Below are 23,711 nucleotides of genomic sequence, written 5' to 3'. Positions count from 1 at the left end.
ATGAGTAAAATGCGCGTTTACGAATATGCAAAAAAACAAAATGTTTCAAGTAAAGATGTCATAACGAAATTAAAAGATATGAATATTGAGGTTTCTAATCATATGACAACAATTGAAGCGGCTGCCGTTCAAAAATTGGACGGAATCTATGGCAAGAAGGAAGAGAAGCAACCTCAAATGCAGAATAAACAATCAAACACACAACAGAAACCACAGCAAAATGGACAAGTGAAAACGAATAATTCTGCAGATAATGGAAATCATTCATCTGCAAACAAAGGTACTTCTTCTAAGCCAGCAGCAAAAATGGCAGGCCAGGGTAACCAAACGAGAGAAAATAAAACTTTCAATAAAAATAATAACAATCAAAGAGGCAACAACTTTAACAACAATAATAGAAATAAAAACAAAAATAATAAAGGCAAGCAGCAGCAAGCACCTGTTACACCTGCTCCTAAGAAGGTTAAGGAATTACCAGCAAAAATTACCTTTACTGAATCCTTGACTGTTGCCGAGCTAGCGAAAAAGCTGTACCGTGAACCATCCGAAATAATTAAAAAGTTATTTATGCTTGGTGTGATGGCGACAATCAATCAGGATCTAGATAAAGATGCGATTGAATTAATTGCTAGTGAGTATGGGGTAGAAGTTGAAGAAGAAGTAATTATTGATACAACAGATTTAGAAGTGTATTTCACTAATGATGATGATGGAGATTTAGTGGAACGTCCTGCTGTTGTAACAATCATGGGACACGTAGATCACGGGAAAACAACAACATTGGATTCCATTCGTAATACAAAGGTAACTGCTGGTGAAGCTGGAGGAATTACCCAGCATATTGGTGCTTATCAAGTTGAAGAAAATGGAAAGAAGATTACATTTTTAGATACTCCGGGACATGCTGCGTTTACAACCATGCGTGCTCGTGGTGCTCAAGTGACCGATATTACCATTCTTGTCGTTGCAGCGGATGACGGGGTAATGCCGCAGACAATTGAAGCAATCAACCATGCAAAAGCTGCAGAAGTACCAATTATTGTAGCGGTTAATAAAATGGATAAAGAAGCAGCAAATCCTGACAGAGTGATGCAAGAATTGACTGAATATGGATTAGTTCCCGAAGCTTGGGGCGGGGATACTATTTTTGTACCTATAGCTGCCTTAAAAGGGGAAGGTATTGATAACCTGCTTGAAATGATTCTGCTAGTTAGCGAAGTAGAAGAATACAAAGCGAATCCAAATCGTAACGCTGTAGGTACGGTTATTGAAGCTCAATTAGATAAAGGCCGCGGTTCAGTTGCAACCCTGCTTGTTCAAAATGGAACATTAAAAGTGGGAGATCCAATTGTTGTAGGGAATACTTTCGGACGTGTTCGTGCGATGGTCAATGATTTAGGCCGTCGTGTGAAGACAGCCGGTCCTTCGACTCCTGTTGAAATTACTGGGCTTAATGAAGTTCCGCAAGCTGGAGATCGCTTCGTTGTATTAGATGATGAGAAAACAGCTCGTCAAGTTGGTGAGTCACGTGCACAACAAGCATTACAAGCACAGCGTAGTGAAAAAACGCGTGTAAGCTTAGATAACCTGTTTGAACATATGAAACAAGGGGAAATGAAAGAGCTTAATCTTGTTGTGAAGGCAGACGTACAAGGATCTGCAGAAGCATTAACAACAGCATTACAGAAAATTGATGTAGAAGGCGTAAATGTACGTATTCTGCATACCGGTGCGGGTGCAATTAATGAGTCTGATATTACCCTTGCCGCTGCTTTTAATGCGATTGTCATCGGGTTCAATGTTCGCCCTGATATTAATGCGAAACGTGCAGCTGATACAGAAGGTGTAGAAATCCGTTTACACCGCATTATCTATAAAGTTATCGAAGAAATTGAATTGGCTATGAAAGGAATGCTTGATCCAGAATTTGAAGAGAAAATTATTGGCCAAGCAGAAGTTCGTCAAACGTTCAAAGTATCAAAAGTTGGTACTATTGCAGGATCCTATGTTATCGACGGGAAAATTACCCGTGACAGTGGCATCCGTCTAATTAGAGATGGCATTGTAGTCTTTGAAGGGGAAATTGATGCATTAAAACGTTTTAAAGATGACGCGAAGGAAGTAAACCAAGGCTATGAATGTGGTGTAACCATTAAAAACTTTAATGATGTAAAAGAAGGAGACATTATTGAAGCGTTTATTATGCAGGAGATTGAGCGTAAATGATCATTGGCTTAGCAGCCTGTGAATGTATCATTTATGATGCACATTCTTTGAAAGAAAAACGAGCAGTTTTGCTGCGTATTCTCACCCGATTGAAGCAGAAATTTAATATTTCTGTTTCTGAGGTGGATTTTCAGGATGTGTGGCAACGGACAAAAATAGTGATCGTTGCCGTCTCCTCCTCTAAGGTAACAACGGAACATGAATTACAGAATGCCCTTACGTTCATTGATTCTTTTCCGGAAATCGAACGGACAATAACAGACATTGAGTGGCTTTAAGAAGAGGTGAATATAAATGAGCCTTAGAGCAAATAAAGTTGGAGAACAAATGAAAAAGGAATTAGGCGAAATAATTGGCCGAAAAATTAAAGACCCTCGGGTAGGGTTTGTGACAGTAACTGATGTTCAGGTTACTGGAGATCTCCAACAAGCAACCGTATTTATTTCAGTTCTCGGTGATGATGAGCAAAAGGAAAACACGCTTAAAGGCTTAGCGAAAGCAAAGGGCTTTATTCGTTCAGAAATTGGACAGCGTATCCGCTTGCGAAAAACACCTGAAATTTTCTTTGAATTCGATGAATCTATTGATTATGGTAATCGAATTGATACATTGCTCCATCAAATTCATGATGAAGAGCGTTCGAAAGAGAATGAGGATTGAAAGTGAGTAACTACTTTTAATGGATAGACATTCGTCTATCCATTTTTTTGAATAAAAATGAATGGAGGTATCGGTTTGGAAGGAATATTGCCTTTACTTAAACCAAAAGGATTGACTTCTCATGATTGTGTATTTAAGTTGCGCAAAATCTTAAAAATGAAACGAATTGGTCATACAGGAACTCTTGACCCCGATGTGACAGGGGTTCTTCCGATTTGTTTAGGAAGAGCGACTAAAGTGGCTGAATACATAACAGATGCTGGAAAGTCATATGAGGGAGAGGTTACAATTGGCTTTTCAACAACGACAGAGGATGCTTCCGGTGATATTGTAGAAAAAATAAAAGTGAAAGAATCTTTTTCAAGAGAAAAGATATTAGCTGTTTTGGAGACATTGACTGGAGAAATTACACAAACGCCACCGATGTACTCTGCTGTAAAAGTGAATGGGAAGCGCCTTTATGAATATGCAAGACAAGGAATAGAAATTGAGAGGCCTTCAAGATCTGTCATGATTTATTCCATAGAACTCCTGGACGAGCGAACAACTTTTACCGGGGATCCGATACGCTTCCGCTTTCGTGTTTCTTGCAGCAAAGGAACATACATCCGGACGTTAGCTGTGATGATTGGCGATGAACTCGGCCTTCCTGCACATATGTCTGAGCTTGTTCGGATTCAGTCTGCATCTTTTGCCATTTCTGATTGCTTATCATTAGAAGATATTGAAAGAGAAGTAGAGACTGGGACTCTTTCTGAAAAGATCTATCCATTAGAAACAGCCCTTTCTCATTTGCCGAAATATAGGATAAATGATACAGTAGCTAAGAAAGTAAAAAACGGGGCTGTTTTAAACATTCCTGAGCAATTAAAAGACACAAAGGGGCCAATTGTGCTTGAAACAGGAGAAGGCATGGCACTAGCAATATACGAACATCATCCCCAAAAGCAAGGTGTGATGAAGCCGGCTAAAGTTTTAAGAAATGAATCACAAGAAGAAGGCTCTAAATAGAAAAAAGGTGAACGATCAATGGAAGTTATATCAATCGAACATCCACATCAACTAGAAAAAATAGATTTTCCTGAATTAGTTATAGCACTTGGATATTTTGATGGCGTCCACTTAGGACATCAAGAAGTGATCTTCCAAGCAAAAAAAATGGCGATGGAAAAAGGAATGAAGAGTGCAGTAATGACCTTTGATCCTCATCCGTCCGTTGTTCTAGGAAAAAGCGTCAAGCATATTGAATATATTACGCCACTTAAAGCCAAGATGCAGCTGCTTATAGAATTAGGCATCGATTACTTATTTGTTGTCCATTTTTCTAAGGATTTTGCTCATTTATTGCCGCAAGAGTTTGTCGATCAATATATAATTGGGCTTAATGTCCAGCATGTAGTTGCAGGATTCGACTATTCCTATGGCAGAATGGGAAAGGGGACAATGGAAACATTGCCATTTCATTCACGGGATCAATTTAGTTATACAGTTGTTCCTAAACTGACAAATAAAAATGAAAAGGTCAGTTCCACATTAATTCGTTCCTTGCTTCGCGAAGGGAAAATGGAAGAATTGCCTCAGCTGTTAGGCAGAAATTATCAAACAACAGGCATTGTCATTCATGGGGACAAGCGTGGCCGTACAATTGGTTTTCCAACTGCAAATATACAATTAACAGGCGATTATATCATCCCTCCACTCGGAGTTTATTGTGTTCGTTTTTTTGTAAATGGCAATTGGCATGAAGGGGTATGCAATGTCGGTCATAAACCAACATTTAAAAATCAGACAGTTGGTCTTCCATCAATTGAAGTCCATATTTTTGATTTCGACCAAGAGATATACGGTCAAGAGGCTACAATTGAATGGCATTTGCATTTAAGGAAAGAGCAAAAATTCTCTGGTGTGGATGAACTTGTGGCACAAATTGAGGAAGATAAACAAAATGCTCTGCATTACTTTGAAAAAAACAAGGTTTAGCCTTGCTTTTTGTCATAAAAAGTTGTATTCTTATAAACGTATTAAATGAACCTTTGCTTGGCATGTCGAGTCACCGACGCTTGCTCAGTAAATGGGGATTGATAAATTAGGAGGTGAAACGGATGGCAATCACTAAAGAACGTAAAAATGAACTAATCAATGAGTTTAAAACTCATGAGAGCGATACTGGTTCTCCAGAAGTTCAAATCGCTGTCCTTACAGAAGAAATTAACACATTGAACGAGCATTTACGTACACATAAGAAAGATCACCACTCACGTCGCGGTCTTTTAAAAATGGTAGGTAAACGTCGTAACCTTTTAACTTACCTACGTAACAAAGATGTTCAACGTTACCGTGAGTTAATCAATAAACTAGGCTTACGTCGATAATTAGAAAAGCGGGATTTATCCCGCTTTTTTATTAGCTTTAAAAAGAACACATGTTTACATACATAAACGAGCATTTTAACTAGTGGAAAAAGTGTACATACTATGAATGCGTATGATTTCATACTTAACATGTTTATTTTCATTTTATAATATTAAGGGTGTACAGCCTTTAAAGTATACGATAGAGAGGGGTTACGAAAATGGGGCAAGATAAGCATACCTATTCCATAGATTGGGCTGGGCGCAAATTAACCGTAGAGATCGGCCAATTAGCGAAGCAAGCGAATGGAGCGGTGTTAGTCCGCTATGGAGATACGGCTGTTCTAAGTACAGCTACAGCATCAAAAGAACCAAAGAATTTAGATTTCTTTCCTTTAACTGTGAATTACGAGGAACGTCTATATGCAGTTGGTAAAATACCAGGAGGCTTTATTAAAAGAGAAGGTCGTCCGAGTGAAAAAGCCATTTTAGCAAGCCGGTTAATTGACAGACCTATTCGTCCGTTATTTGCAGATGGATTCCGTAACGATGTTCAAGTTGTTAGCATGGTTATGAGTGTTGATCAGGATTGCTCTTCAGAAATGGCAGCAATGTTCGGATCTTCCTTAGCATTATGTGTTTCAAATATTCCGTTCGAAGGTCCAATTGCTGGTGTAACTGTAGGAAGAATAGATGGGGAATTCATTATTAATCCTTCTGTTGAACAAACAGAAAAAAGTGATATCCATTTAGTCGTTGCAGGTACAAAGGATGCCATTAATATGGTTGAAGCTGGAGCGATGGAAGTACCTGAAGAAACCATGCTTGAAGCGATTATGTTTGGTCACGAAGAGATTAAACGTTTAATTACTTTCCAAGAAGAGATTGTTGCTGAAATTGGTAAGGAAAAAATGGAAATCGTTTTATATCAGGTAGATCCTGAATTAGAAGCTGAAGTACGAGGCATTTGTGAGAAGGATATGATTGTTGCTATCCAAGTGCAGGAAAAGCATGCACGTGAAGCAGCTATTAAAGTTGTAAAAGATGGAATCATTGCTAAATATGAAGAGCAAGAAGCTGACGACGACAAGATCAAACAAGTAAAGCAAATTCTTGATAAAATTGTAAAAGGTGAAGTACGCCGCTTGATTACAGAAGATAAGATCCGTCCTGATGGACGTGGCTTAGATGTGATTCGACCTTTATCTTCAGAAGTTGGATTGCTGCCACGTACACATGGTTCAGGACTATTCACTCGCGGACAAACACAGGCACTCAGCATTTGTACATTAGGTGCACTTGGCGATGTTCAAATTCTTGATGGACTGGGAATTGAAGAAGAAAAGCGCTTCATGCACCACTATAATTTCCCTAACTTTAGCGTAGGGGAAACTGGTCCAATCAGAGGTCCAGGCCGTCGTGAAATAGGTCACGGTGCTTTAGGAGAGCGTGCATTAGAGCCAGTTATTCCTTCAGAAAAGGATTTCCCATATACAGTACGTCTCGTTTCTGAAGTATTAGAATCAAATGGTTCTACTTCTCAGGCAAGTATATGTGCAAGTACATTAGCGATGATGGATGCTGGGGTTCCAATTAAAGCACCTGTAGCTGGGATTGCAATGGGCCTCATTAAGTCAGGTGAACACTATTCTATTTTAACGGATATTCAAGGAATGGAAGACCATTTAGGAGATATGGACTTTAAAGTGGCTGGTACGGCAAAAGGGGTAACAGCACTACAAATGGATATTAAGATTGAAGGACTTTCGAGTGAAATTTTAGAGGAAGCACTTCAGCAGGCGAAAAAAGGACGTATGCAAATCTTAGATTCAATGCTGAGCACGCTTGAACAGCCGCGTGTTGAGCTTTCAAAGTATGCACCAAAAATCCTGACAATGGCAATTAATCCAGATAAGATTCGTGATGTGATTGGACCTAGTGGAAAGCAAATTAATAAGATTATTGAAGAAACTGGCGTAAAAATTGACATTGAGCAAGATGGAACGGTCTTTATTTCATCAACTAATGAAGAAATGAATCAAAAAGCGAAGAAAATCATTGAGGATATTGTTCGTGAAGTGGAAGTTGGACAAATGTATCTAGGTAAAGTAAAACGAATTGAAAAGTTCGGTGCATTTGTTGAGATTTTCAATGGAAAAGATGGCCTTGTACATATTTCTGAGCTTGCTGAGGAACGCGTAGGGAAAGTGGAAGACGTTGTTTCTATAGGGGACGAATTACTTGTTAAAGTAACAGAAATTGATAAACAGGGACGTGTGAATTTATCACGTAAAGCAGTTCTTAGAGAACAGCGTGAACAAGCAGAAAAAGCTGAAAAGTAATGGTGTGAATATGAAAGTCAGGAGTCCACTCCTGGCTTTTTGTATGTCTATCACTGTAAAAATTTCGTGTTTTAAAAATAAGCAAATATTGCATACTAGATAGTGAGGACTTAGGCGTTCTACCTTGTCCCTTCAAAACATACTGTTAAGTGAAGGAGGCTGTAAGGATGAGAAAGGTGACTCACTTTGCCGTTATTTGTTTATTTGCTTTTTTGCTCGTGAATAATCCATATACAACTCAATATGTTTTTGGTTTAAGGTCTGAATCTGAAAGTGTGGTTAAGCATAAAGATTCATTATATACTGAAATTGTAAACAAATCAGCTGATTATTATATACCTCCACAGGATGCGATCATTGATCGTGTGTGGAAAGCAATCCCTGGATTGAATGGACTAGAAGTGGATTTAGAAGCCTCTTATAAAAAAATGAAGTCTAAAGGTAAATATGATAAAGACAAATTAGTCTTCAAGCAAATTAAACCGAAAATAAATATCAGTGATTTGCCGCCAAGCCCGATTTATAAGGGCCATCCAGATAAAAAAATGGTTAGCTTTATCATTAATGTGGCTTGGGGAAATGAATATTTACCAGATATTCTTGCAACTCTGAAAAAGCATCATATATCAGTAAGTTTTTTTTTAGAGGGGAGATGGGTACAAAATAACCCCGATTTAACAAAAATGATTTATGATGCTGGACATGAAGTGGGGAATCATTCCTATACTCACCCGGAAATGGCAAAAATTTCTCCTGAAAAGACAAGAGCAGAAATTCTAAAGACAAATGAGGTCATTAAAGCTATCACGGAAAAGCCAGTCCAATGGTTTGCACCTCCGAGCGGAAGCTATAGAGACGAAACTGTCCAAATTGCCGCACAAGAAAACCTTGGAACGGTAATGTGGACGGTTGATACGGTTGACTGGAAAAAGCCTACACCTGATCAATTAATCCAGCGTGTAATGAGTAAAGTGCATAACGGTGCATTAATTTTAATGCATCCTACAGATTCAACAGCAAAGTCTCTTGATCGTTTAATTACGCAAATTAAACAAAGGAATTTGCAAATAGGAACGGTTTCTGACGTTTTAAATACTGAGCGGACGATGGAAAAAAGATAAATAATTGTTTTAGGGCCGACTTACTCCTTTGCCTTAAGAAAAGTGGAAAAGACAAATATTTTGGAAATTTTTACGAAGATAGTATAAACTAGAGGGATGCAGCAGAGTACTGGAACAGGAGGAATTTTTTTGATAAAGAAGTATACTTGCAATAATGGAGTAAGAGTTGTATTAGAAAATATACCAACAGTTCGTTCCGTTGCCATAGGCGTTTGGATCGGAACGGGTTCGAGGGATGAAAATCCGGAGAATAATGGGATATCTCACTTTCTTGAACATATGTTCTTCAAAGGAACGAAAACACGGACTGCTAGAGAGATTGCTGAGTCCTTTGATAGTATCGGCGGACAAGTGAATGCTTTTACATCAAAAGAATATACATGCTACTATGCAAAAGTATTAGACACACATGCAAACTTTGCACTTGAAGTGTTAGCCGATATGTTTTTTAATTCTACTTTTGTTGAAGTAGAATTGGATAAAGAGAAGAAAGTTGTCTATGAGGAAATAAAAATGTATGAGGATACACCTGATGATATTGTTCATGATCTGCTTAGTAAAGCGATCTACGAAAATCATCCGTTAGGCTACCCGATTCTTGGAACAGAAGAAACATTAGCTACCTTTAATGGCGATACATTAAAGCAGTATGTACATAATATGTATACACCTGATAATGTTGTTATCTCTATTGCTGGAAATATTTCTGAATCGTTTATCCGTGAGGTTGAACAATTTTTTGGGTCATACGAAGGTGGAAAACGAGAAAAATCAGAACTTAAACCAATATTTCATTCAAACAAAATAGCAAGGAAAAAGGATACAGAACAGGCACACTTATGTATAGGTTTTGACGGCCTGCAGGTTGGTCATGATGATATGTATGATCTAATTATTTTAAATAATATACTTGGGGGCAGCATGAGCAGCCGATTATTCCAGGATGTCAGGGAACAAAAAGGACTTGCTTACTCTGTATTTTCCTACCATTCCGCATTCCAGGACAGCGGTATTGTAACTCTTTACGGGGGAACAGGGGCAGCACAGCTGGATGTTCTCTTTGAAACAATGCAAGAAACATTAAGTAAGCTGAAACAAGAAGGCATAACAGAAAAAGAATTAAACAATAGCAAAGAGCAATTAAAGGGCAGTCTGATGTTAAGTTTAGAGAGTACGAACAGCCGTATGAGCAGAAACGGAAAGAATGAACTTTTATTAGGCCGTCATCGTTCATTAGATGAAATCATTGAACAGATTGATGCAGTTTCGAAACAGGGCGTAGATAATATGGCAAATGAAATTTTTACTGATAACTATTCAATTGCCTTAATCAGTCCGGACGGAGAAATGCCGAAAGAATTGTAATAATTAAATAGAACAGCCTGTTGCTTGCAGCAGGCTGTTTTTCTATAGTCTATTTTTTAAAGCGAAACGATAAGTTTATAAGGAGGAAATGAAATGGAGGGCTGAGGTATGAGATTAAGTGAATTAAGTGGAAAAGAAATTGTAGATGTGAAGAAAGCAGAAAGATTAGGGGTACTTGGCCAAACGGATTTAGAAATTAACGAGAAAAATGGACAAATACAAGCATTGGTTATTCCCTCATTGAAATGGTTTGGACTAAAAAGACAGGGCGATGAAATAAGGGTGCCATGGAGTCATATAAAAAAAATCGGAAATGATATGATTATTCTCGATATATCAGAAGAAGAGGAATAACTGTTGAAAGTGAGGCAGACTGGAATAGCCAGTCTGTTTTTTTCGTACTTAACTAATCAAAACTTACACTAGGGAAATGAACACGTTTTTCTTTCGTGGAAAACTCACCGATTTTCATTTTGATACATAAGATGTTGAAGTAGTTCTAATATAAAATTCCTGTACGAATCTTTAGAAGAAGGTGAGGGTTTCATGCTGACAGGGATACAAATAGCAGTTATCGGCGGAGATGCAAGGCAACTTGAGATCATTCGCAAACTAACAGATCTTGATGCAAAGCTTTCTTTAATTGGCTTCGAACAATTGGATCATGCCTTTACGGGAGCGGTTAAGGAAAAAATAGATGAAGTGGAGTTTTCAAATAAAGATGTTATTATTTTGCCAGTACCTGGAACTGGCACTGATGGTCAAATTGAAACAATCTTTTCAAATGAAAAGGTGTATTTAAGAAAAGAAATGCTGAATGAAACACCTCCGCATTGTACCGTTTATTCAGGCATCAGCAACTCTTATTTAGACGGAATAACGAAGCAGGCGAATCGGCGCCTCGTTCAATTATTTGAACGGGATGATGTGGCTATTTATAACTCCATTCCGACCGTTGAAGGAACGATTATGATGGCAATCCAACATACTGACACTACAATTCACGGCTCTAACATTGCAGTATTAGGGTTAGGGAGAGTAGGGATGAGTGTTGCAAGGACATTCCAAGCACTTGGAGCTAAGGTAAAGGTTGGAGCAAGAAAAAGTGAGCATATTGCAAGAATTACAGAAATGGGTCTTACCCCATTTTATTTAAGTAATTTGGATGATGAGGTAAAGGATGTAGATATCTGTATAAATACAATCCCATATTTGATCGTCACGGCATCCGTCATTTCAAAGATGCCTGTTCATACATTAATTATTGATCTTGCCTCTAAACCAGGAGGAACAGACTTCAGATATGCAGAGAAACGAGGCGTAAAGGCATTGCTTGCACCTGGCCTTCCAGGGATTGTCGCTCCGAAAACAGCAGGGAAAATTTTAGCGAACGTCCTGTCACAATTAATAAAAGAGGATGTAAAAAAGTGAAGGGGGCATCGAATCAAATGAGTCTAAAGGGTAGGCGGATCGGTTTTGGACTGACAGGTTCACATTGTACGTATGATGCAGTATTTCCAGAAATCGAAAGGCTTGTAAACGAGGGAGCAGAGGTTCTGCCAGTTGTCACTTTTACAGTAAAAAATACAGAAACAAGATTTGGCAAGGGTGAGGATTGGATTCAGCGCATAGAGGATTTAACAGGAAATAAAGTAATTGATTCCATCGTTAAAGCAGAGCCGCTTGGACCGAAAATTCCATTAGATTGTATGGTCATTGCGCCATTAACAGGAAGTTCAATGAGCAAATTTGCTAATGCCATGACAGATAATCCAGTTTTGATGGCAGCTAAAGCAACATTAAGAAATCAAAAGCCAGTTGTGTTAGGGATATCAACAAATGATGCACTTGGACTGAATGGGGTCAATTTAATGAGATTGATGGCAACGAAAAATATTTATTTTATTCCGTATGGCCAAGACGATCCGGTAAAAAAACCAAACTCGATGGTAGCAAGGATGACACAACTTTCTGATACTGTTGAAATGGCTATTGAAGGAAAACAATTGCAGCCAGTCATTGTGGAGAGGTATAAAGACTAAAATAACCCCTGCATTTTTCTAGCAAAAAGTTTATTACTTTAAAGAATGGATATGTTAGAATGAATGATATTATAAGAAAATTCTTTCATATGTTTAATACGTCTTTTTGCTAGAAAAATAGTTTTAAATAGGAAGGGGATAAAAACAATGGAAAAGAAAAATGGATTTCATGTAGCAGTATTAGGAGCGACTGGTGCGGTAGGGCAGCAAATGTTAAAAACGCTAGAGCAGAAAAACTTCCCTATTTCTAAACTTACTTTGCTCTCTTCTCCGCGTTCAGCGGGTAAGAAGCTTACATTTAAAGGTGTGGAGCATACCATTCAGGAAGTAAATCCGGATAGTTTTTCTGGTGTAGATATTGCCTTGTTCAGTGCAGGGGGCGGCGTTTCAAAAGAGTATGCTGAATATGCTGTTAGGCACGGAGCGATAGTAATTGATAACACGAGTGCTTTTCGAATGGAAGAAAACGTTCCATTAGTCGTTCCTGAGGTAAACGAACAAGCTTTATATAACCATCAAGGAATTATCGCAAATCCAAACTGTTCAACCATTCAAATGGTTGTTGCCCTAGAGCCTATTAGGAAAAAATATGGACTCAATAAAGTTATTGTTTCAACCTATCAAGCTGTTTCTGGCTCTGGAGCTGCTGCTGTTGAAGAGCTTTTTAGCCAGACAAAGGCTATTGTTCATAACGAATCATATGAACCTGCTATACTTCCTGTAAAAGGTGATAAGAAGCATTATCAAATTGCGTTTAATGCGATTCCGCAAATTGATAAGTTTGTGGAAAATGGATTCACATTTGAAGAAATGAAAATGATTAATGAAACGAAGAAGATTATGAGTCTGCCTGATCTTCGTGTAGCTGCAACATGTGTGAGACTGCCTGTTGCAACAGGTCACTCGGAATCAGTTTATTTTGAAATAAAAGAAGAAGGTATAAGCGTACAAGAAGTCAAGGATTTACTGGCCACCGTACCTGGAGTTGTGTTGCAGGATGATCCAGAAAATCAAATCTATCCGATGCCGGCTGATTGTGTTGGCAAAAGTGATGTCTTTATTGGACGAATTCGCAAGGATCTAGATGAATCAAAAGGTTTCCATATGTGGGTTGTTTCTGATAATCTACTTAAAGGGGCTGCGTGGAATTCAGTCCAAATAGCAGAAAGTTTAATTAATCTAGGTATCGTGAAATAACTACATGAAATATAATTTTGGAGTTTGAGAATTGTCTAGCTCCAGCGCCTATCGCCTATCAAACTTCAGGTCCCCTTCATACGATAAGTCGACATCAATTCGCAATCGCTCATTGTGTCTCCTTTATCGAAAGAACCGGCCCTTCTGCGTTTGTACGGTGATGACCAAGGCGCTTCTGCTTTTCTTTTGAATAAGCCTAAGCTTCGTTATCTTTGTACAAAATAGCCTCTATCATATTCTAATCGTTGCACTTGCTAAGTTAGGCGTTTTTTTAGCTTTTAACTTTAAATGAAGAGATATCCAGAGGTGTAACAATGAAAATTATTGTGCAAAAATATGGAGGCACATCTGTCCGTGATAGCGATAGTCGAGAACATGCATTAAAACATATTAAAAAAGCAATATCAGATGGATATAAACTAGTTGTTGTTGTCTCAGCAATGGGACGAAAAGGGGACCCTTATGCAACGGATACATTGCTCTCTCTAATAGATACAAAAAAGATGATGATTAACAAAAGAGAAAATGATCTCCTATTGTCTTGTGGTGAGATTATATCGAGTGTTGTCTTTACGAATATGCTTTTAGAGCATGGCATTCAAGCGACAGCCTTAACAGGTGCTCAAGCAGGTTTTCGAACAAACAATGATCACACAAATGCTAAAATCATTGATATGAGATGTGAAAGACTACTTAAGGAATTAGAAGTGAATGACTGTATCGTTGTTGCAGGGTTTCAAGGAGCCTCGAAAAATGGGGATGTGACAACGATTGGCAGAGGTGGAAGTGATACTTCTGCAGCCGCATTAGGTGTTGCATTGAATGCGGAATGGATCGAGATTTTTACAGATGTAGATGGAATTATGACTGCCGACCCGCGAATAGCTGAAAATGCTCGTCCATTAACTGTTGTCACTTATACAGAAGTGTGTAATATGGCTTATCAGGGTGCTAAAGTTATTCACCCAAGAGCCGTAGAAATTGCTATGCAGGCAAAAATTCCTATACGCATCCGTTCCAATTATTCTGATGGTCTTGGAACATTAGTGACTGCAATAAACAAAGAAGGCCGGGGCACTGATATAAGGGAACGATTAGTTACTGGAATCGCTCATCTTTCCCATGTCACACAAATTAAAGTTATTGCGAAAAAGGACCAGTACAATTTACAAGCTGAAGTGTTTCAGGCAATGGCAAATGAAGAAATCAGTGTTGACTTCATCAATATATATCCGAATGGTGTCAACTATACAGTAACTGAAGAAATGTCCGAAAAAGCAATTAGCATATTAAAGAACTTAGGACATAATCCCATGGTGGAATTCGATTGTGCAAAGGTTTCTGTAGTTGGAGCAGGAATGCAAGGTGTCCCAGGGGTTGCAGCTAAAATTGTAACAGCTCTATCTGAACAAGGCATTCGTATATTACAATCTGCTGATAGTCATACAACAATATGGGTCCTTGTCAAACAGCAAGATTTAGGAAAAGCAGTCAATGCCCTGCATGATGCCTTCCAATTAGAGAAAGAAATTGTTTTGCATAATAAATAGGAATAGATCTTTTAAGTTTTAAAAGGGAGTGTAGCAATGATTCAATTTGGCCGAGTTTCAACAGCAATGGTTACACCTTTCGATCGGAAAGGTCATATCGATTTTTCGAAAACAACGCAGCTTATTAATCATCTCATTGAAAATGGAACAGAATCCCTTGTTGTTGCAGGTACAACTGGGGAGTCACCAACTTTATCAAAGGAAGAAAAACTTGCATTATTTCAGCATGTGGTAAAAGTGGTTGACAAAAGGATCCCTGTTGTTGCAGGTACTGGGAGCAATAATACGTATGCCTCCATCGAGTTAACAAAAAAGGCTGAGCAAATAGGGGTAGATGGGATTATGGCAGTAGCCCCTTATTATAATAAACCCAATCAGGAAGGACTTTATCAACACTTTAAAACCATTGCTGAAAATACGAAACTGCCAGTCATGGTTTATAACATTCCTGGACGTTCCGCAGTAAATATACTTCCAGAAACCGTCATCAGACTTTCTAAAATTCAAAACATCGTTGCTGTTAAGGAAGCTAGCGGAGATTTGAATGCAATGGCTAAAATTATTGCTGGTACAGATGAAGACTTTCTTCTATATAGCGGCGATGATGGATTAACAATCCCGGTGTTAGCAATTGGCGGTGATGGCATCGTTTCTGTTGCATCACATGTAATTGGGAATGAAATGCAGGAGATGATCCAGGCATTTTTAAATGGAGATAATAAAAAGGCCGCTTCCATTCATCGAGAACTGCTGCCAATAATGGAAGGTTTATTTGCAGCTCCGAGCCCGACTCCAGTAAAAACGGCGCTGCAGCTTAAGGGGCTTAATGTTGGCTCTGTTCGGCTGCCACTTGTTCCATTATCAGAGCAAGAAAGAACGGCATTAGTGGCATTATTTAAGACAAAAGAATAGTGAATCAGGAAAAACCAATCAGTGATCCATTCTGATTGGTTTTTTAAATATTTTATTTATTTCCTCATTCAAGTATAATATTGGTAACTGATCTATGGTCGGACAACATATTGTAGGAGGAAGTTTACATTGAACAATCAACGAAAAACAAGCATCAAGTTAATGGCATTAGGAGGAGTAGGGGAATTCGGTAAAAATATGTACCTTGTGGAAGTAGATGGGGACATATTTGTACTGGATGCAGGACTAATGATTCCAGAAAATGAAATGCTCGGAATTGATATTGTTATTCCTGACATCACTTACCTGATACAAAATAAGGAGAGAGTACAAGGAATATTTTTGACACATGGACACGAAGATCATATCGGTGCTCTTTCTTATATATTAACAGAAATTGATGTTCCTGTGTATGGGACAAGACTTACACTTGAACTGGCAAAAGCAAAAGTGAAGGAACAAGAATTTAAAGGAAGTCCGAAATTTATCGAGGTTAATACAGATACAAAAGTTGAATGCAGCTCAGCAAAAGTATCTTTTTTTCATACTACCCATAGCATTCCTGACAGTGTGGGCATTTGTGTCCACACGCTGGAAGGAAGTATTGTCTATACGGGGGATTTTAAATTTGATCAAGCAGCATCAAACGGATACAAAACAAATATTGGCAAAATGGCGCAAATTGGTGATGAAGGTGTTCTTTGTCTCTTATCTGACAGTACGGAGGCAGAAAAACCTGGGTATACTTTATCAGAATCAAAAGTAGTAAAACAGGTAACAGATGTATTTCAACGGGCACAGGGAAGAATTATTGCTGCTTCATTTGCTTCAGATATTATAAGAATTCAGCATGTTTTTGATGCAGCTTTTGAAAGTCGAAGAAAAGTAGCAATCGTGGGCAGATTTACGCAAACGGCAGTTGATATAGCTCTCCAGAATGGATATTTACTCGTTGCTGAAGACACGATGATCTCAATAACAGAAATATCAGCATATGCTGATGATGAGCTTGTAATTTTAACGACAGGCACTCAAGGTGAACCGATAGAAGTTCTTCAGAAAATGGCTAAACAGACCCATAAGCAAGTAAATGTAAAAAAAGGAGATACCGTTCTTCTTGCAGGTTCGCCAATAAGGGGAAGCGAGGTATTCATTGCTAGAACCATTGATAAGCTATATCGTGCAGGTGCCAGCGTGATTTCTGGAAAAGGAACCTTCAATACGTTAAGTCATGGAAGCCAAGAAGAATTAAAGTTTATGATCAACTTGATGAAACCGAAGTTTTTTATTCCAGTTCATGGTGAGTACCGGATGTTAAAGGCACATGCAAAGTTAGCCTTGGAATGTGGCTTAACAAATGATCAGATTTTTATACCTGAAAAAGGCGAAGTGGCAGAGCTGGCAGATGAAAAAATACGTCCTGCAGGCCGTATTCCAGCCGGGAATGTGCTCATTGATGGGAGTGGGGTAGGAGATGTTGGAAATATTGTCCTAAGAGATCGTAAACTCCTTTCACAAGATGGAATTTTATTAGTGGTTGTCACCTTAAATAAAAAAGAGAAAAAAATATCAGCAGGACCGGAAATCATTTCTAGAGGTTTTGTTTATGTAAGGGAGTCGGAAGAGCTACTTGTGGAAGCAACAAAAAGAGTGCGCGATATTGTAGAAAGAAGCATCTCGAAAGATTCTTTCGATTGGACAGGCATCAAACAAGATATGAGAGATGAACTGAACCAATATTTATTTGAGAAAACAAAACGACGACCAATGATACTACCGATTATTATGGAGGTATAGTCTAAACAAAATGGCACAGCTCTTTGCTGTGCTATCTATGTCCGTTCAGCTTCAACGCCTACACATTTCAGTTAAGCCCCTCAGAAAGGTAAAGGACAACTTTCTGAGGGGCATGTTTGTCCTTGTCAGTGGTGAGCACACAAAGGAAAGTTCCTTAGAGTAAGCTTTGCAGGACCAAGCAGTTAAGCAGTTCTTTAATGTCCTGAAGGTGCTTCTGCATTTGCTCTTTAATTGATTTCCCGCATTAAATCCCCTCTATCGACCATACTAAACCTATATAGCTTGAAATTTCCAGACTTATAAGGATTGAAGGGAGAAAAAATGATGGGAAATGATAAAAAACAAAATGATTCTTTAAATGAACAGCAGGATCAAACAAAGGAAGAACAGCCGCCAAGTATCATTGATAAAATACAGCAGTTAGGCCAAACTAATGTCCCGCAGCTTTCGCAAGATTCAAAAATCCATTGTTTAACAATTGTTGGACAAATTGAGGGTCACCTCCAACTGCCGCCGCAAAATAAAACGACCAAATACGAGCACCTTATTCCACAAATTGTTGCTATTGAACAAAATCCAAAAATTGAAGGATTGCTTGTCATATTGAATACTGTAGGCGGAGATGTAGAAGCTGGCTTGGCTATTTCAGAAATGCTCTCTTCTTTATCAAAACCAACTGTCTCGATTGTACTTGGAGGAGGACATTCGATTGGCGTGCCTATTGCTGTTTCATGCAATTATTCATTTATTGCTGAAACAGCAACAATGACGATCCATCCAATCCGGTTAACAGGTCTAGTAATCGGCGTCCCGCAAACATTTGAATATTTAGATAAAATGCAAGATCGGGTGATTAATTTTGTTACGAAACATTCAAATATCACTGAGGAATGTTTTAAAGATTTAATGTTTGCAAAAGGCAACCTAACAAGGGACATTGGGACAAATGTAGTTGGTACGGATGCGGTTAAATATGGGCTAATTGATAATGTGGGGGGCATTGGTCCTGCGATAAAAAAATTAGAAGAATTGATAGAAAATAATAAACAAGGGAATGAAGGGATTGTCCAATGATACTTTATACCTCAATGCCCCATGAGCTTGTTTTTCCAACGGAGGCAGCTGAATATAATAAACAAATGATGGTTACGCATAATGGAATCCCATTGCTTGTTGAAATGGAAGGAGGCAAGGAATGTACGGTGATCCGGGTTATGAGCAGTGATCCTACACATTTCATGGATGAAAAATATACACCCGGAACAAAAATAACATTAGCTTAACAGTGTATTGATGCAATATGATATAATTAAGAGAAACTTCAGAGCAGCCATCAAGTGGCTGCTTTCTTCATTCAATCAGAAAAATGGATGTCAAATGCTATTTTTGTTTAAAATGAGAATAAGATGAAATTGAATAAGGTGATTAAATGGCCAAGAAAAAGCGAAGAAAAACAAGGAAAAAAGAAAATTTAAAGAAAACAATCCAATATGAGTTGCTTGCTTTAGGACTAATTGCATTATCCGCCATAGCGATGGCAAAACTCGGAGCGGTGGGAAAAGCAACAGTCATGTTTTTTCGTTTCTTCATGGGTGAATGGTATATTTTAAGTCTATTATGTTTAATCGTTTTTGCGGGCTACCTCATGTGGAAAAGAACCATCCCATATTTATTACATACGAGATTAATCGGCATCTACTTAATCCTATGCTCTCTCCTATTGTTGAGTCATGTTAGTCTTTTTCAACTGTTATCAAATGATGGGAAATTTCAGGACCCAAGTGTCATTGCGAATACATGGGAATTGTTTTGGATGGAAGTAAATGGAGAAACAAGTACAACAGATTTAGGTGGAGGCATGGTTGGAGCAACCCTTTTTGCTCTCTTTTATTTTCTGTTTGATGAAGCAGGCACAAAAATAATTTCCTTTGTTTTTATTATTATAGGTTTCATTCTCTTAACCGGAAAAACTCTTGGGGATGTTTTAGGCAACATGGGAACAGCCATATGGCATTTCTGGAAAAGACAATTGGACGCTTTTATCAGCGATTTGAAAGAATTTAAGGGATCGCAAAAAGAAAAAAAATTAGTTAAACAGGCCCAAGCACAAGAGAAAAGAGAAGAGGCGGAGAAAAAGGCATCAGAGCCTTTAATTACGATTAATAGCGGAAAAGAATCCTTCGAAGAGCCTAATCCTGAACCTATCATCTCTAGTTTTACACATAAGGCTACGTATGCGAATGAGAAAGCAGAAGATTCTGTGCAAAAAAAGGAGAAGCAGCAATCAGCTCCAGAATCAGAAGTAGATTCCTCGCCTCAGATTAAATTTACAGAAGTTGAAAATAAAGATTATGAATTGCCGCCAATGAGATTATTAAAGCTCCCTCGGCAGACCGATCAAAGTGGGGAATATGAATTAATCCATGCAAATGCAGCCAAGCTGGAAAGGACTTTCCAAAGCTTTGGTGTAAAGGCACGGGTTACCCAGGTGCATTTAGGACCAGCTGTAACGAAATATGAAGTGCACCCAGATGTAGGGGTGAAGGTGAGCAAAATTGTCAGCTTAAATGATGATTTAGCACTTGCGCTGGCCGCTAAGGATATTCGGATAGAGGCGCCGATCCCTGGTAAATCAGCCATTGGAATTGAAGTTCCTAATTCTGAAGTTGCCATGGTGTCGTTAAGAGAAGTGATTGAATCAAAGCAAAATGATCAGCCGAATTCAAAACTATTAATTGGACTTGGCCGTGATATAACAGGTGAGTCTGTATTAGCAGAACTAAATAAAATGCCACATTTACTTGTGGCAGGTGCAACTGGAAGCGGAAAAAGTGTCTGTATTAATGGCATTATTACGAGTATCTTAATGAGAGCAAAACCGCACGAAGTCAAAATGATGATGATTGACCCGAAAATGGTAGAATTAAATGTTTATAATGGGGTTCCTCATTTACTGGCACCAGTTGTAACTGATGCCAAGAAAGCTTCTCAAGCACTTAAAAAGGTTGTCAGCGAGATGGAGAGACGTTATGAATTATTCTCCCATTCAGGTACAAGAAATATTGAAGGGTACAATGATTATGTGAAGAGATATAATGCAGAAGAGGAAGGCCAGCAGCCCCTCTTGCCATACATTGTCGTAATTGTGGATGAGCTTGCAGATTTAATGATGGTTGCCTCTTCTGATGTTGAAGATGCTATCACAAGGCTTGCACAAATGGCTAGAGCTGCGGGAATCCATCTAATCATAGCAACACAGCGTCCTTCAGTTGATGTTATCACAGGAGTCATTAAAGCCAATATTCCTTCCCGAATTGCATTTGCCGTTTCATCTGCAACTGATTCACGTACTATTCTAGACATGGGTGGTGCCGAAAAATTGCTGGGAAGAGGAGATATGCTCTTCCTGCCAGTCGGTGCATCCAAGCCTGTTCGGGTTCAAGGGGCATTTTTATCAGATGAAGAGGTTGAGGAAGTTGTCAGCTTTGTCATTGATCAGCAAAAGGCGCAATATCAGGAAGAAATGATTCCAGATGATATACCAGAAACAACAACGGAAGTCGACGATGATCTGTATGATGAGGCAGTGGAACTTATACTTGAAATGCAAACAGCCTCTGTTTCCATGCTGCAGCGACGATTCCGAATTGGCTATTCAAGGGCAGCAAGACTGATTGATGAAATGGAAGCAAGAGGGATCGTTGGTCCATATGAAGGCAGTAAGCCAAGGGCAGTTCTGCTTGGTAAGCCTTCTGATGAAGCGAGTTCATAAATAAAAAAAAGGTCCATCAGTAGATGGATCTATTTTTATGCTATACTAATCAACATGATTAAAAATGGGATAATTTTAATGAGAATAGCTTGAAAAAATAGAGGGGAAATATTCATTTAATAAATATATTAGACCTAGTGAAAAAGAAGTTGTAATCCCGATGACACCGTTTTCAAGACAATATTCATTTTTCGTTCTAATACTGAAAATGGGAGTGAAAATTTAATCACCTTTTTAAGTCATTTTTGAAAATACTATTTCATTATTAGGTAAAAAGTGTTATAGTATTTTCGATTAGTAGGAATGATTGAACATCAGAGGTCTGATGTCCTTTACGAAAATTGGTTGGAGGAACACTGAATGTCTATTAAGTCAGATAACCGGCATTTATATTTACAAGTGATTGACCATTTGAAGCAAGATATTGAAAACGGGATTTATAAGGAAAGAGAAAAACTTCCTTCTGAATTCGATCTTGCTAAGCAGCTTGGGGTAAGCCGAGCAACACTCCGGGAAGCACTTCGAATTCTCGAAGAAGAAAACGTTATCATTCGACGTCATGGAGTTGGTACATTTGTAAATGCAAAGCCTTTGTTTACTTCAGGAATTGAACAGCTAAGCAGCGTTACTGACATGATATTGCAAGCAGGGATGAAGCCTGGGACCATTTTCTTAAGTTCATCAACAATAGGACCGACAGAAGAGGATATCCGCCGTTTCTCATGTACGATGGATGAAGAAATTGTGGTGATTGAAAGGGTTAGAACCGCTAATGGTGAACCAGTAGTGTATTGTATTGATAAAGTTCCTGATAAAATACTAACTGGTACTTTTTCTCACGAGCAAGAATCCATTTTCAATATGCTTGAAAATGGAACAAGCCGGAGGATTACATATGCGGTTGCTTCAATAGAACCGATCGGCTACCACGAAAAAGTTTCGCCAATCCTCGAATGTGATCCTGAAACTGCATTGCTTGTACTGAAGCAAATGCATTTCGATGAAATGGACGAGCCTATTCTCTATTCAGTCAATTATTTTAGAGCCGATAAGTTTAGCTTCCAAGTCCTTAGAAAAAGAATTTAAAAGAAAAGGCTAAAAAGGATTTAAACAATCGTGACTTTAATAATTTCTACTATCGGGTAAAAAAATAATAGGGGGTACATACCTTGAAAAAACGCAAATTTGGTCTAGTTTTGTCACTTGCACTAGCAGCCGGAACGATTTTAGGTGCTTGTGGAAATGGTGACAAAAAGGATGAAGGTACAGCTAAGGACGGCGGAGATAAAGAAAGCAAGTTCTCAGTTGCAATGGTAACAGATGTTGGCGGTGTGGATGACAAATCATTCAACCAATCTGCTTGGGAAGGTCTTAAAGCTTTCGGTTCTGAAAATGGACTTGAGCAAGGAAAAGGCGGATATGACTACCTTCAGTCTAAATCAGATGCAGACTATGCGACAAACTTAAATAAGCTTGCTCGTGAAGATTTCTCTCTAATTTTCGGAATTGGTTTTAAATTAAAAGCTGACGTTGATACAATTGCAAAGCAACAAAAAGATGTTCACTTCGGAATTATTGATGATGTGGTTGAACAGCCAAACGTTGTAAGCGTATTATTTAAAGAACAAGAGGCTGCATTCCTTGCTGGAGTTGCTGCTGCAAAAACAACGAAAACAAATCATATCGGCTTTATCGGCGGTATGGAAAGCCCAGTTATTGAGCGTTTCGAAGCTGGGTTCCTAGCTGGTATCCAAGCTGTAAACCCTGATATCAAAGTAGACGTTCATTATACTGGCGCTTTTGATAAAGCGGATTTAGGTAAGGCAACTGCTGCACAAATGTATTCTTCTGGTGCTGATGTAATTTTCCACGCTGCTGGTGGTACTGGTAACGGATTATTTACTGAAGCAAAAGACCTTAAGAAAAAAGACCCAACAAGAGAAGTTTGGGCAATCGGTGTTGACTCTGACCAATCAGGCGAAGGTGTAGTTGAAATCGACGGAAAAGAACATAATGTAATCATTACATCTGCAATGAAGGGTGTTTCCCATGCAGTTCAAGATATTTCTAAAAAGGCTATGGATGGAAAGTTCCCTGGCGGAGAAACAATTGTTTATGGTTTAGCTGAAGATGGTGTTAGCTTAGCTCCTATTAATGAAGAAGTAACAACAAAAGCAGACATCGAAACTGCTGTAAAAGAATGGACAGATAAAATCAAGAATGGTGACATTACTGTTCCTGGTACATTAGATGAGCTAGCAAATTTCAAAGCAGAATAATAATTGAAATAAAAATGGAATAAGCGGGTTGCAGAACTGACCCCTTATTCCTTTTTTAAGCAATTATTCAGACAGTTTCTATTTTGGTAATTTAATT

Annotated in this window: 21 protein-coding genes; all 21 read left to right on the top strand. The window is 38.5% G+C overall.

The features are described 5' to 3' along the window. The 21 genes from infB to FI644_RS24510 all read left to right on the top strand — a co-directional run bounded on the left by infB (position 1) and on the right by FI644_RS24510 (position 23,614). Positions 1–2,226, top strand: coding sequence for a translation initiation factor IF-2 (gene infB, locus FI644_RS24610; RefSeq protein ID WP_142108934.1), 2,226 nt, complete (start codon positions 1–3; stop codon positions 2,224–2,226). Beyond that, on the top strand, positions 2,223–2,504 hold the full coding sequence (locus tag FI644_RS24605; RefSeq protein WP_142108933.1) for a DUF503 domain-containing protein: 282 nt from the start codon (positions 2,223–2,225) through the stop codon (positions 2,502–2,504). The genes infB and FI644_RS24605 overlap by 4 nt, the downstream gene beginning before the upstream one ends. 16 nt (positions 2,505–2,520) lie before the next feature. Continuing rightward, on the top strand, positions 2,521–2,886 hold the full coding sequence (gene rbfA / locus FI644_RS24600; RefSeq protein ID WP_053475706.1) for a 30S ribosome-binding factor RbfA: 366 nt from the start codon (positions 2,521–2,523) through the stop codon (positions 2,884–2,886). Between the two features lie 75 nt (positions 2,887–2,961). Continuing rightward, positions 2,962–3,897 carry a tRNA pseudouridine(55) synthase TruB gene (gene truB / locus FI644_RS24595; RefSeq protein WP_142108932.1) on the top strand — a complete coding sequence of 312 codons (936 nt, stop codon included), beginning with the start codon at positions 2,962–2,964 and terminating at the stop codon, positions 3,895–3,897. Positions 3,898–3,915: 18 nt separating this feature from the next. Next, positions 3,916–4,866, top strand: a complete 951-nt coding sequence (gene ribF, locus FI644_RS24590; protein WP_142108931.1) for a bifunctional riboflavin kinase/FAD synthetase — start codon at positions 3,916–3,918, stop codon at positions 4,864–4,866. Between the two features lie 122 nt (positions 4,867–4,988). Then, positions 4,989–5,258 carry a 30S ribosomal protein S15 gene (gene rpsO, locus FI644_RS24585; protein WP_053475709.1) on the top strand — a complete coding sequence of 90 codons (270 nt, stop codon included), beginning with the start codon at positions 4,989–4,991 and terminating at the stop codon, positions 5,256–5,258. A gap of 200 nt (positions 5,259–5,458) precedes the next feature. Next, positions 5,459–7,579 (top strand): polyribonucleotide nucleotidyltransferase, encoded by a 2,121-nt coding sequence (pnp, locus tag FI644_RS24580; RefSeq protein ID WP_142108930.1) that lies wholly within the window; start codon positions 5,459–5,461, stop codon positions 7,577–7,579. A gap of 167 nt (positions 7,580–7,746) precedes the next feature. Further along, complete coding sequence (locus FI644_RS24575; protein ID WP_142108929.1) at positions 7,747–8,700, top strand: polysaccharide deacetylase family protein; 954 nt, start codon at positions 7,747–7,749, stop codon at positions 8,698–8,700. Between the two features lie 129 nt (positions 8,701–8,829). Further along, positions 8,830–10,065, top strand: a complete 1,236-nt coding sequence (locus FI644_RS24570; protein ID WP_142108928.1) for a M16 family metallopeptidase — start codon at positions 8,830–8,832, stop codon at positions 10,063–10,065. Between the two features lie 108 nt (positions 10,066–10,173). Next, positions 10,174–10,419: a YlmC/YmxH family sporulation protein gene (locus FI644_RS24565; RefSeq protein WP_053475713.1), complete on the top strand. Its 246-nt coding sequence runs from the start codon at positions 10,174–10,176 to the stop codon at positions 10,417–10,419. Between the two features lie 192 nt (positions 10,420–10,611). Beyond that, positions 10,612–11,496 (top strand): dipicolinic acid synthetase subunit A, encoded by an 885-nt coding sequence (dpaA, locus tag FI644_RS24560; protein ID WP_053475714.1) that lies wholly within the window; start codon positions 10,612–10,614, stop codon positions 11,494–11,496. 17 nt (positions 11,497–11,513) lie between these two features. Then, positions 11,514–12,107 (top strand): dipicolinate synthase subunit B, encoded by a 594-nt coding sequence (gene dpaB, locus FI644_RS24555; RefSeq protein WP_056687154.1) that lies wholly within the window; start codon positions 11,514–11,516, stop codon positions 12,105–12,107. Positions 12,108–12,254: 147 nt separating this feature from the next. Beyond that, positions 12,255–13,304 carry an aspartate-semialdehyde dehydrogenase gene (gene asd / locus FI644_RS24550; protein WP_142108927.1) on the top strand — a complete coding sequence of 350 codons (1,050 nt, stop codon included), beginning with the start codon at positions 12,255–12,257 and terminating at the stop codon, positions 13,302–13,304. A 314-nt stretch (positions 13,305–13,618) separates the two neighbouring features. Next, complete coding sequence (gene dapG / locus FI644_RS24545; protein WP_142108926.1) at positions 13,619–14,854, top strand: aspartate kinase; 1,236 nt, start codon at positions 13,619–13,621, stop codon at positions 14,852–14,854. A gap of 36 nt (positions 14,855–14,890) precedes the next feature. Then, positions 14,891–15,766, top strand: a complete 876-nt coding sequence (gene dapA / locus FI644_RS24540; RefSeq protein ID WP_053475717.1) for a 4-hydroxy-tetrahydrodipicolinate synthase — start codon at positions 14,891–14,893, stop codon at positions 15,764–15,766. 129 nt (positions 15,767–15,895) lie between these two features. Beyond that, positions 15,896–17,563, top strand: coding sequence for a ribonuclease J (locus FI644_RS24535; RefSeq protein ID WP_286676671.1), 1,668 nt, complete (start codon positions 15,896–15,898; stop codon positions 17,561–17,563). Between the two features lie 324 nt (positions 17,564–17,887). Continuing rightward, on the top strand, positions 17,888–18,637 hold the full coding sequence (locus FI644_RS24530; RefSeq protein ID WP_053475718.1) for a ClpP family protease: 750 nt from the start codon (positions 17,888–17,890) through the stop codon (positions 18,635–18,637). After that, positions 18,634–18,846: a YlzJ-like family protein gene (locus FI644_RS24525; protein WP_053475719.1), complete on the top strand. Its 213-nt coding sequence runs from the start codon at positions 18,634–18,636 to the stop codon at positions 18,844–18,846. Before FI644_RS24530 ends, FI644_RS24525 begins: the two co-directional genes overlap by 4 nt. 146 nt (positions 18,847–18,992) lie before the next feature. Further along, positions 18,993–21,335, top strand: a complete 2,343-nt coding sequence (locus FI644_RS24520; RefSeq protein WP_142108925.1) for a DNA translocase FtsK — start codon at positions 18,993–18,995, stop codon at positions 21,333–21,335. A 360-nt stretch (positions 21,336–21,695) separates the two neighbouring features. Beyond that, complete coding sequence (locus FI644_RS24515; protein WP_053475721.1) at positions 21,696–22,421, top strand: GntR family transcriptional regulator; 726 nt, start codon at positions 21,696–21,698, stop codon at positions 22,419–22,421. A gap of 83 nt (positions 22,422–22,504) precedes the next feature. Next, positions 22,505–23,614, top strand: coding sequence for a BMP family lipoprotein (locus FI644_RS24510; protein ID WP_053475722.1), 1,110 nt, complete (start codon positions 22,505–22,507; stop codon positions 23,612–23,614). The last annotated feature ends 97 nt before the right edge of the window (positions 23,615–23,711 follow it).

This window comes from Cytobacillus solani, assembly GCF_006704205.1.
Taxonomy (GTDB): domain Bacteria; phylum Bacillota; class Bacilli; order Bacillales; family Cytobacillaceae; genus Cytobacillus; species Cytobacillus solani.
Note: the sequence above shows the minus strand (reverse complement) of the source record. Positions and strands in the feature narration are given on the sequence as shown.

Coding starts and splice junctions, on each gene's coding strand:
- pnp (WP_142108930.1), top strand. CDS start 5,459: ATGGGGCAAGATAAGCATACCTATTCCATAGATTGGGCTGGGCGCAAA.
- asd (WP_142108927.1), top strand. CDS start 12,255: ATGGAAAAGAAAAATGGATTTCATGTAGCAGTATTAGGAGCGACTGGT.
- FI644_RS24515 (WP_053475721.1), top strand. CDS start 21,696: ATGTCTATTAAGTCAGATAACCGGCATTTATATTTACAAGTGATTGAC.
- FI644_RS24520 (WP_142108925.1), top strand. CDS start 18,993: ATGGCCAAGAAAAAGCGAAGAAAAACAAGGAAAAAAGAAAATTTAAAG.
- dapA (WP_053475717.1), top strand. CDS start 14,891: ATGATTCAATTTGGCCGAGTTTCAACAGCAATGGTTACACCTTTCGAT.
- FI644_RS24525 (WP_053475719.1), top strand. CDS start 18,634: ATGATACTTTATACCTCAATGCCCCATGAGCTTGTTTTTCCAACGGAG.
- rpsO (WP_053475709.1), top strand. CDS start 4,989: ATGGCAATCACTAAAGAACGTAAAAATGAACTAATCAATGAGTTTAAA.
- ribF (WP_142108931.1), top strand. CDS start 3,916: ATGGAAGTTATATCAATCGAACATCCACATCAACTAGAAAAAATAGAT.
- FI644_RS24565 (WP_053475713.1), top strand. CDS start 10,174: ATGAGATTAAGTGAATTAAGTGGAAAAGAAATTGTAGATGTGAAGAAA.
- rbfA (WP_053475706.1), top strand. CDS start 2,521: ATGAGCCTTAGAGCAAATAAAGTTGGAGAACAAATGAAAAAGGAATTA.
- dpaB (WP_056687154.1), top strand. CDS start 11,514: ATGAGTCTAAAGGGTAGGCGGATCGGTTTTGGACTGACAGGTTCACAT.
- FI644_RS24605 (WP_142108933.1), top strand. CDS start 2,223: ATGATCATTGGCTTAGCAGCCTGTGAATGTATCATTTATGATGCACAT.
- infB (WP_142108934.1), top strand. CDS start 1: ATGAGTAAAATGCGCGTTTACGAATATGCAAAAAAACAAAATGTTTCA.
- dpaA (WP_053475714.1), top strand. CDS start 10,612: ATGCTGACAGGGATACAAATAGCAGTTATCGGCGGAGATGCAAGGCAA.
- FI644_RS24575 (WP_142108929.1), top strand. CDS start 7,747: ATGAGAAAGGTGACTCACTTTGCCGTTATTTGTTTATTTGCTTTTTTG.
- FI644_RS24530 (WP_053475718.1), top strand. CDS start 17,888: ATGGGAAATGATAAAAAACAAAATGATTCTTTAAATGAACAGCAGGAT.
- dapG (WP_142108926.1), top strand. CDS start 13,619: ATGAAAATTATTGTGCAAAAATATGGAGGCACATCTGTCCGTGATAGC.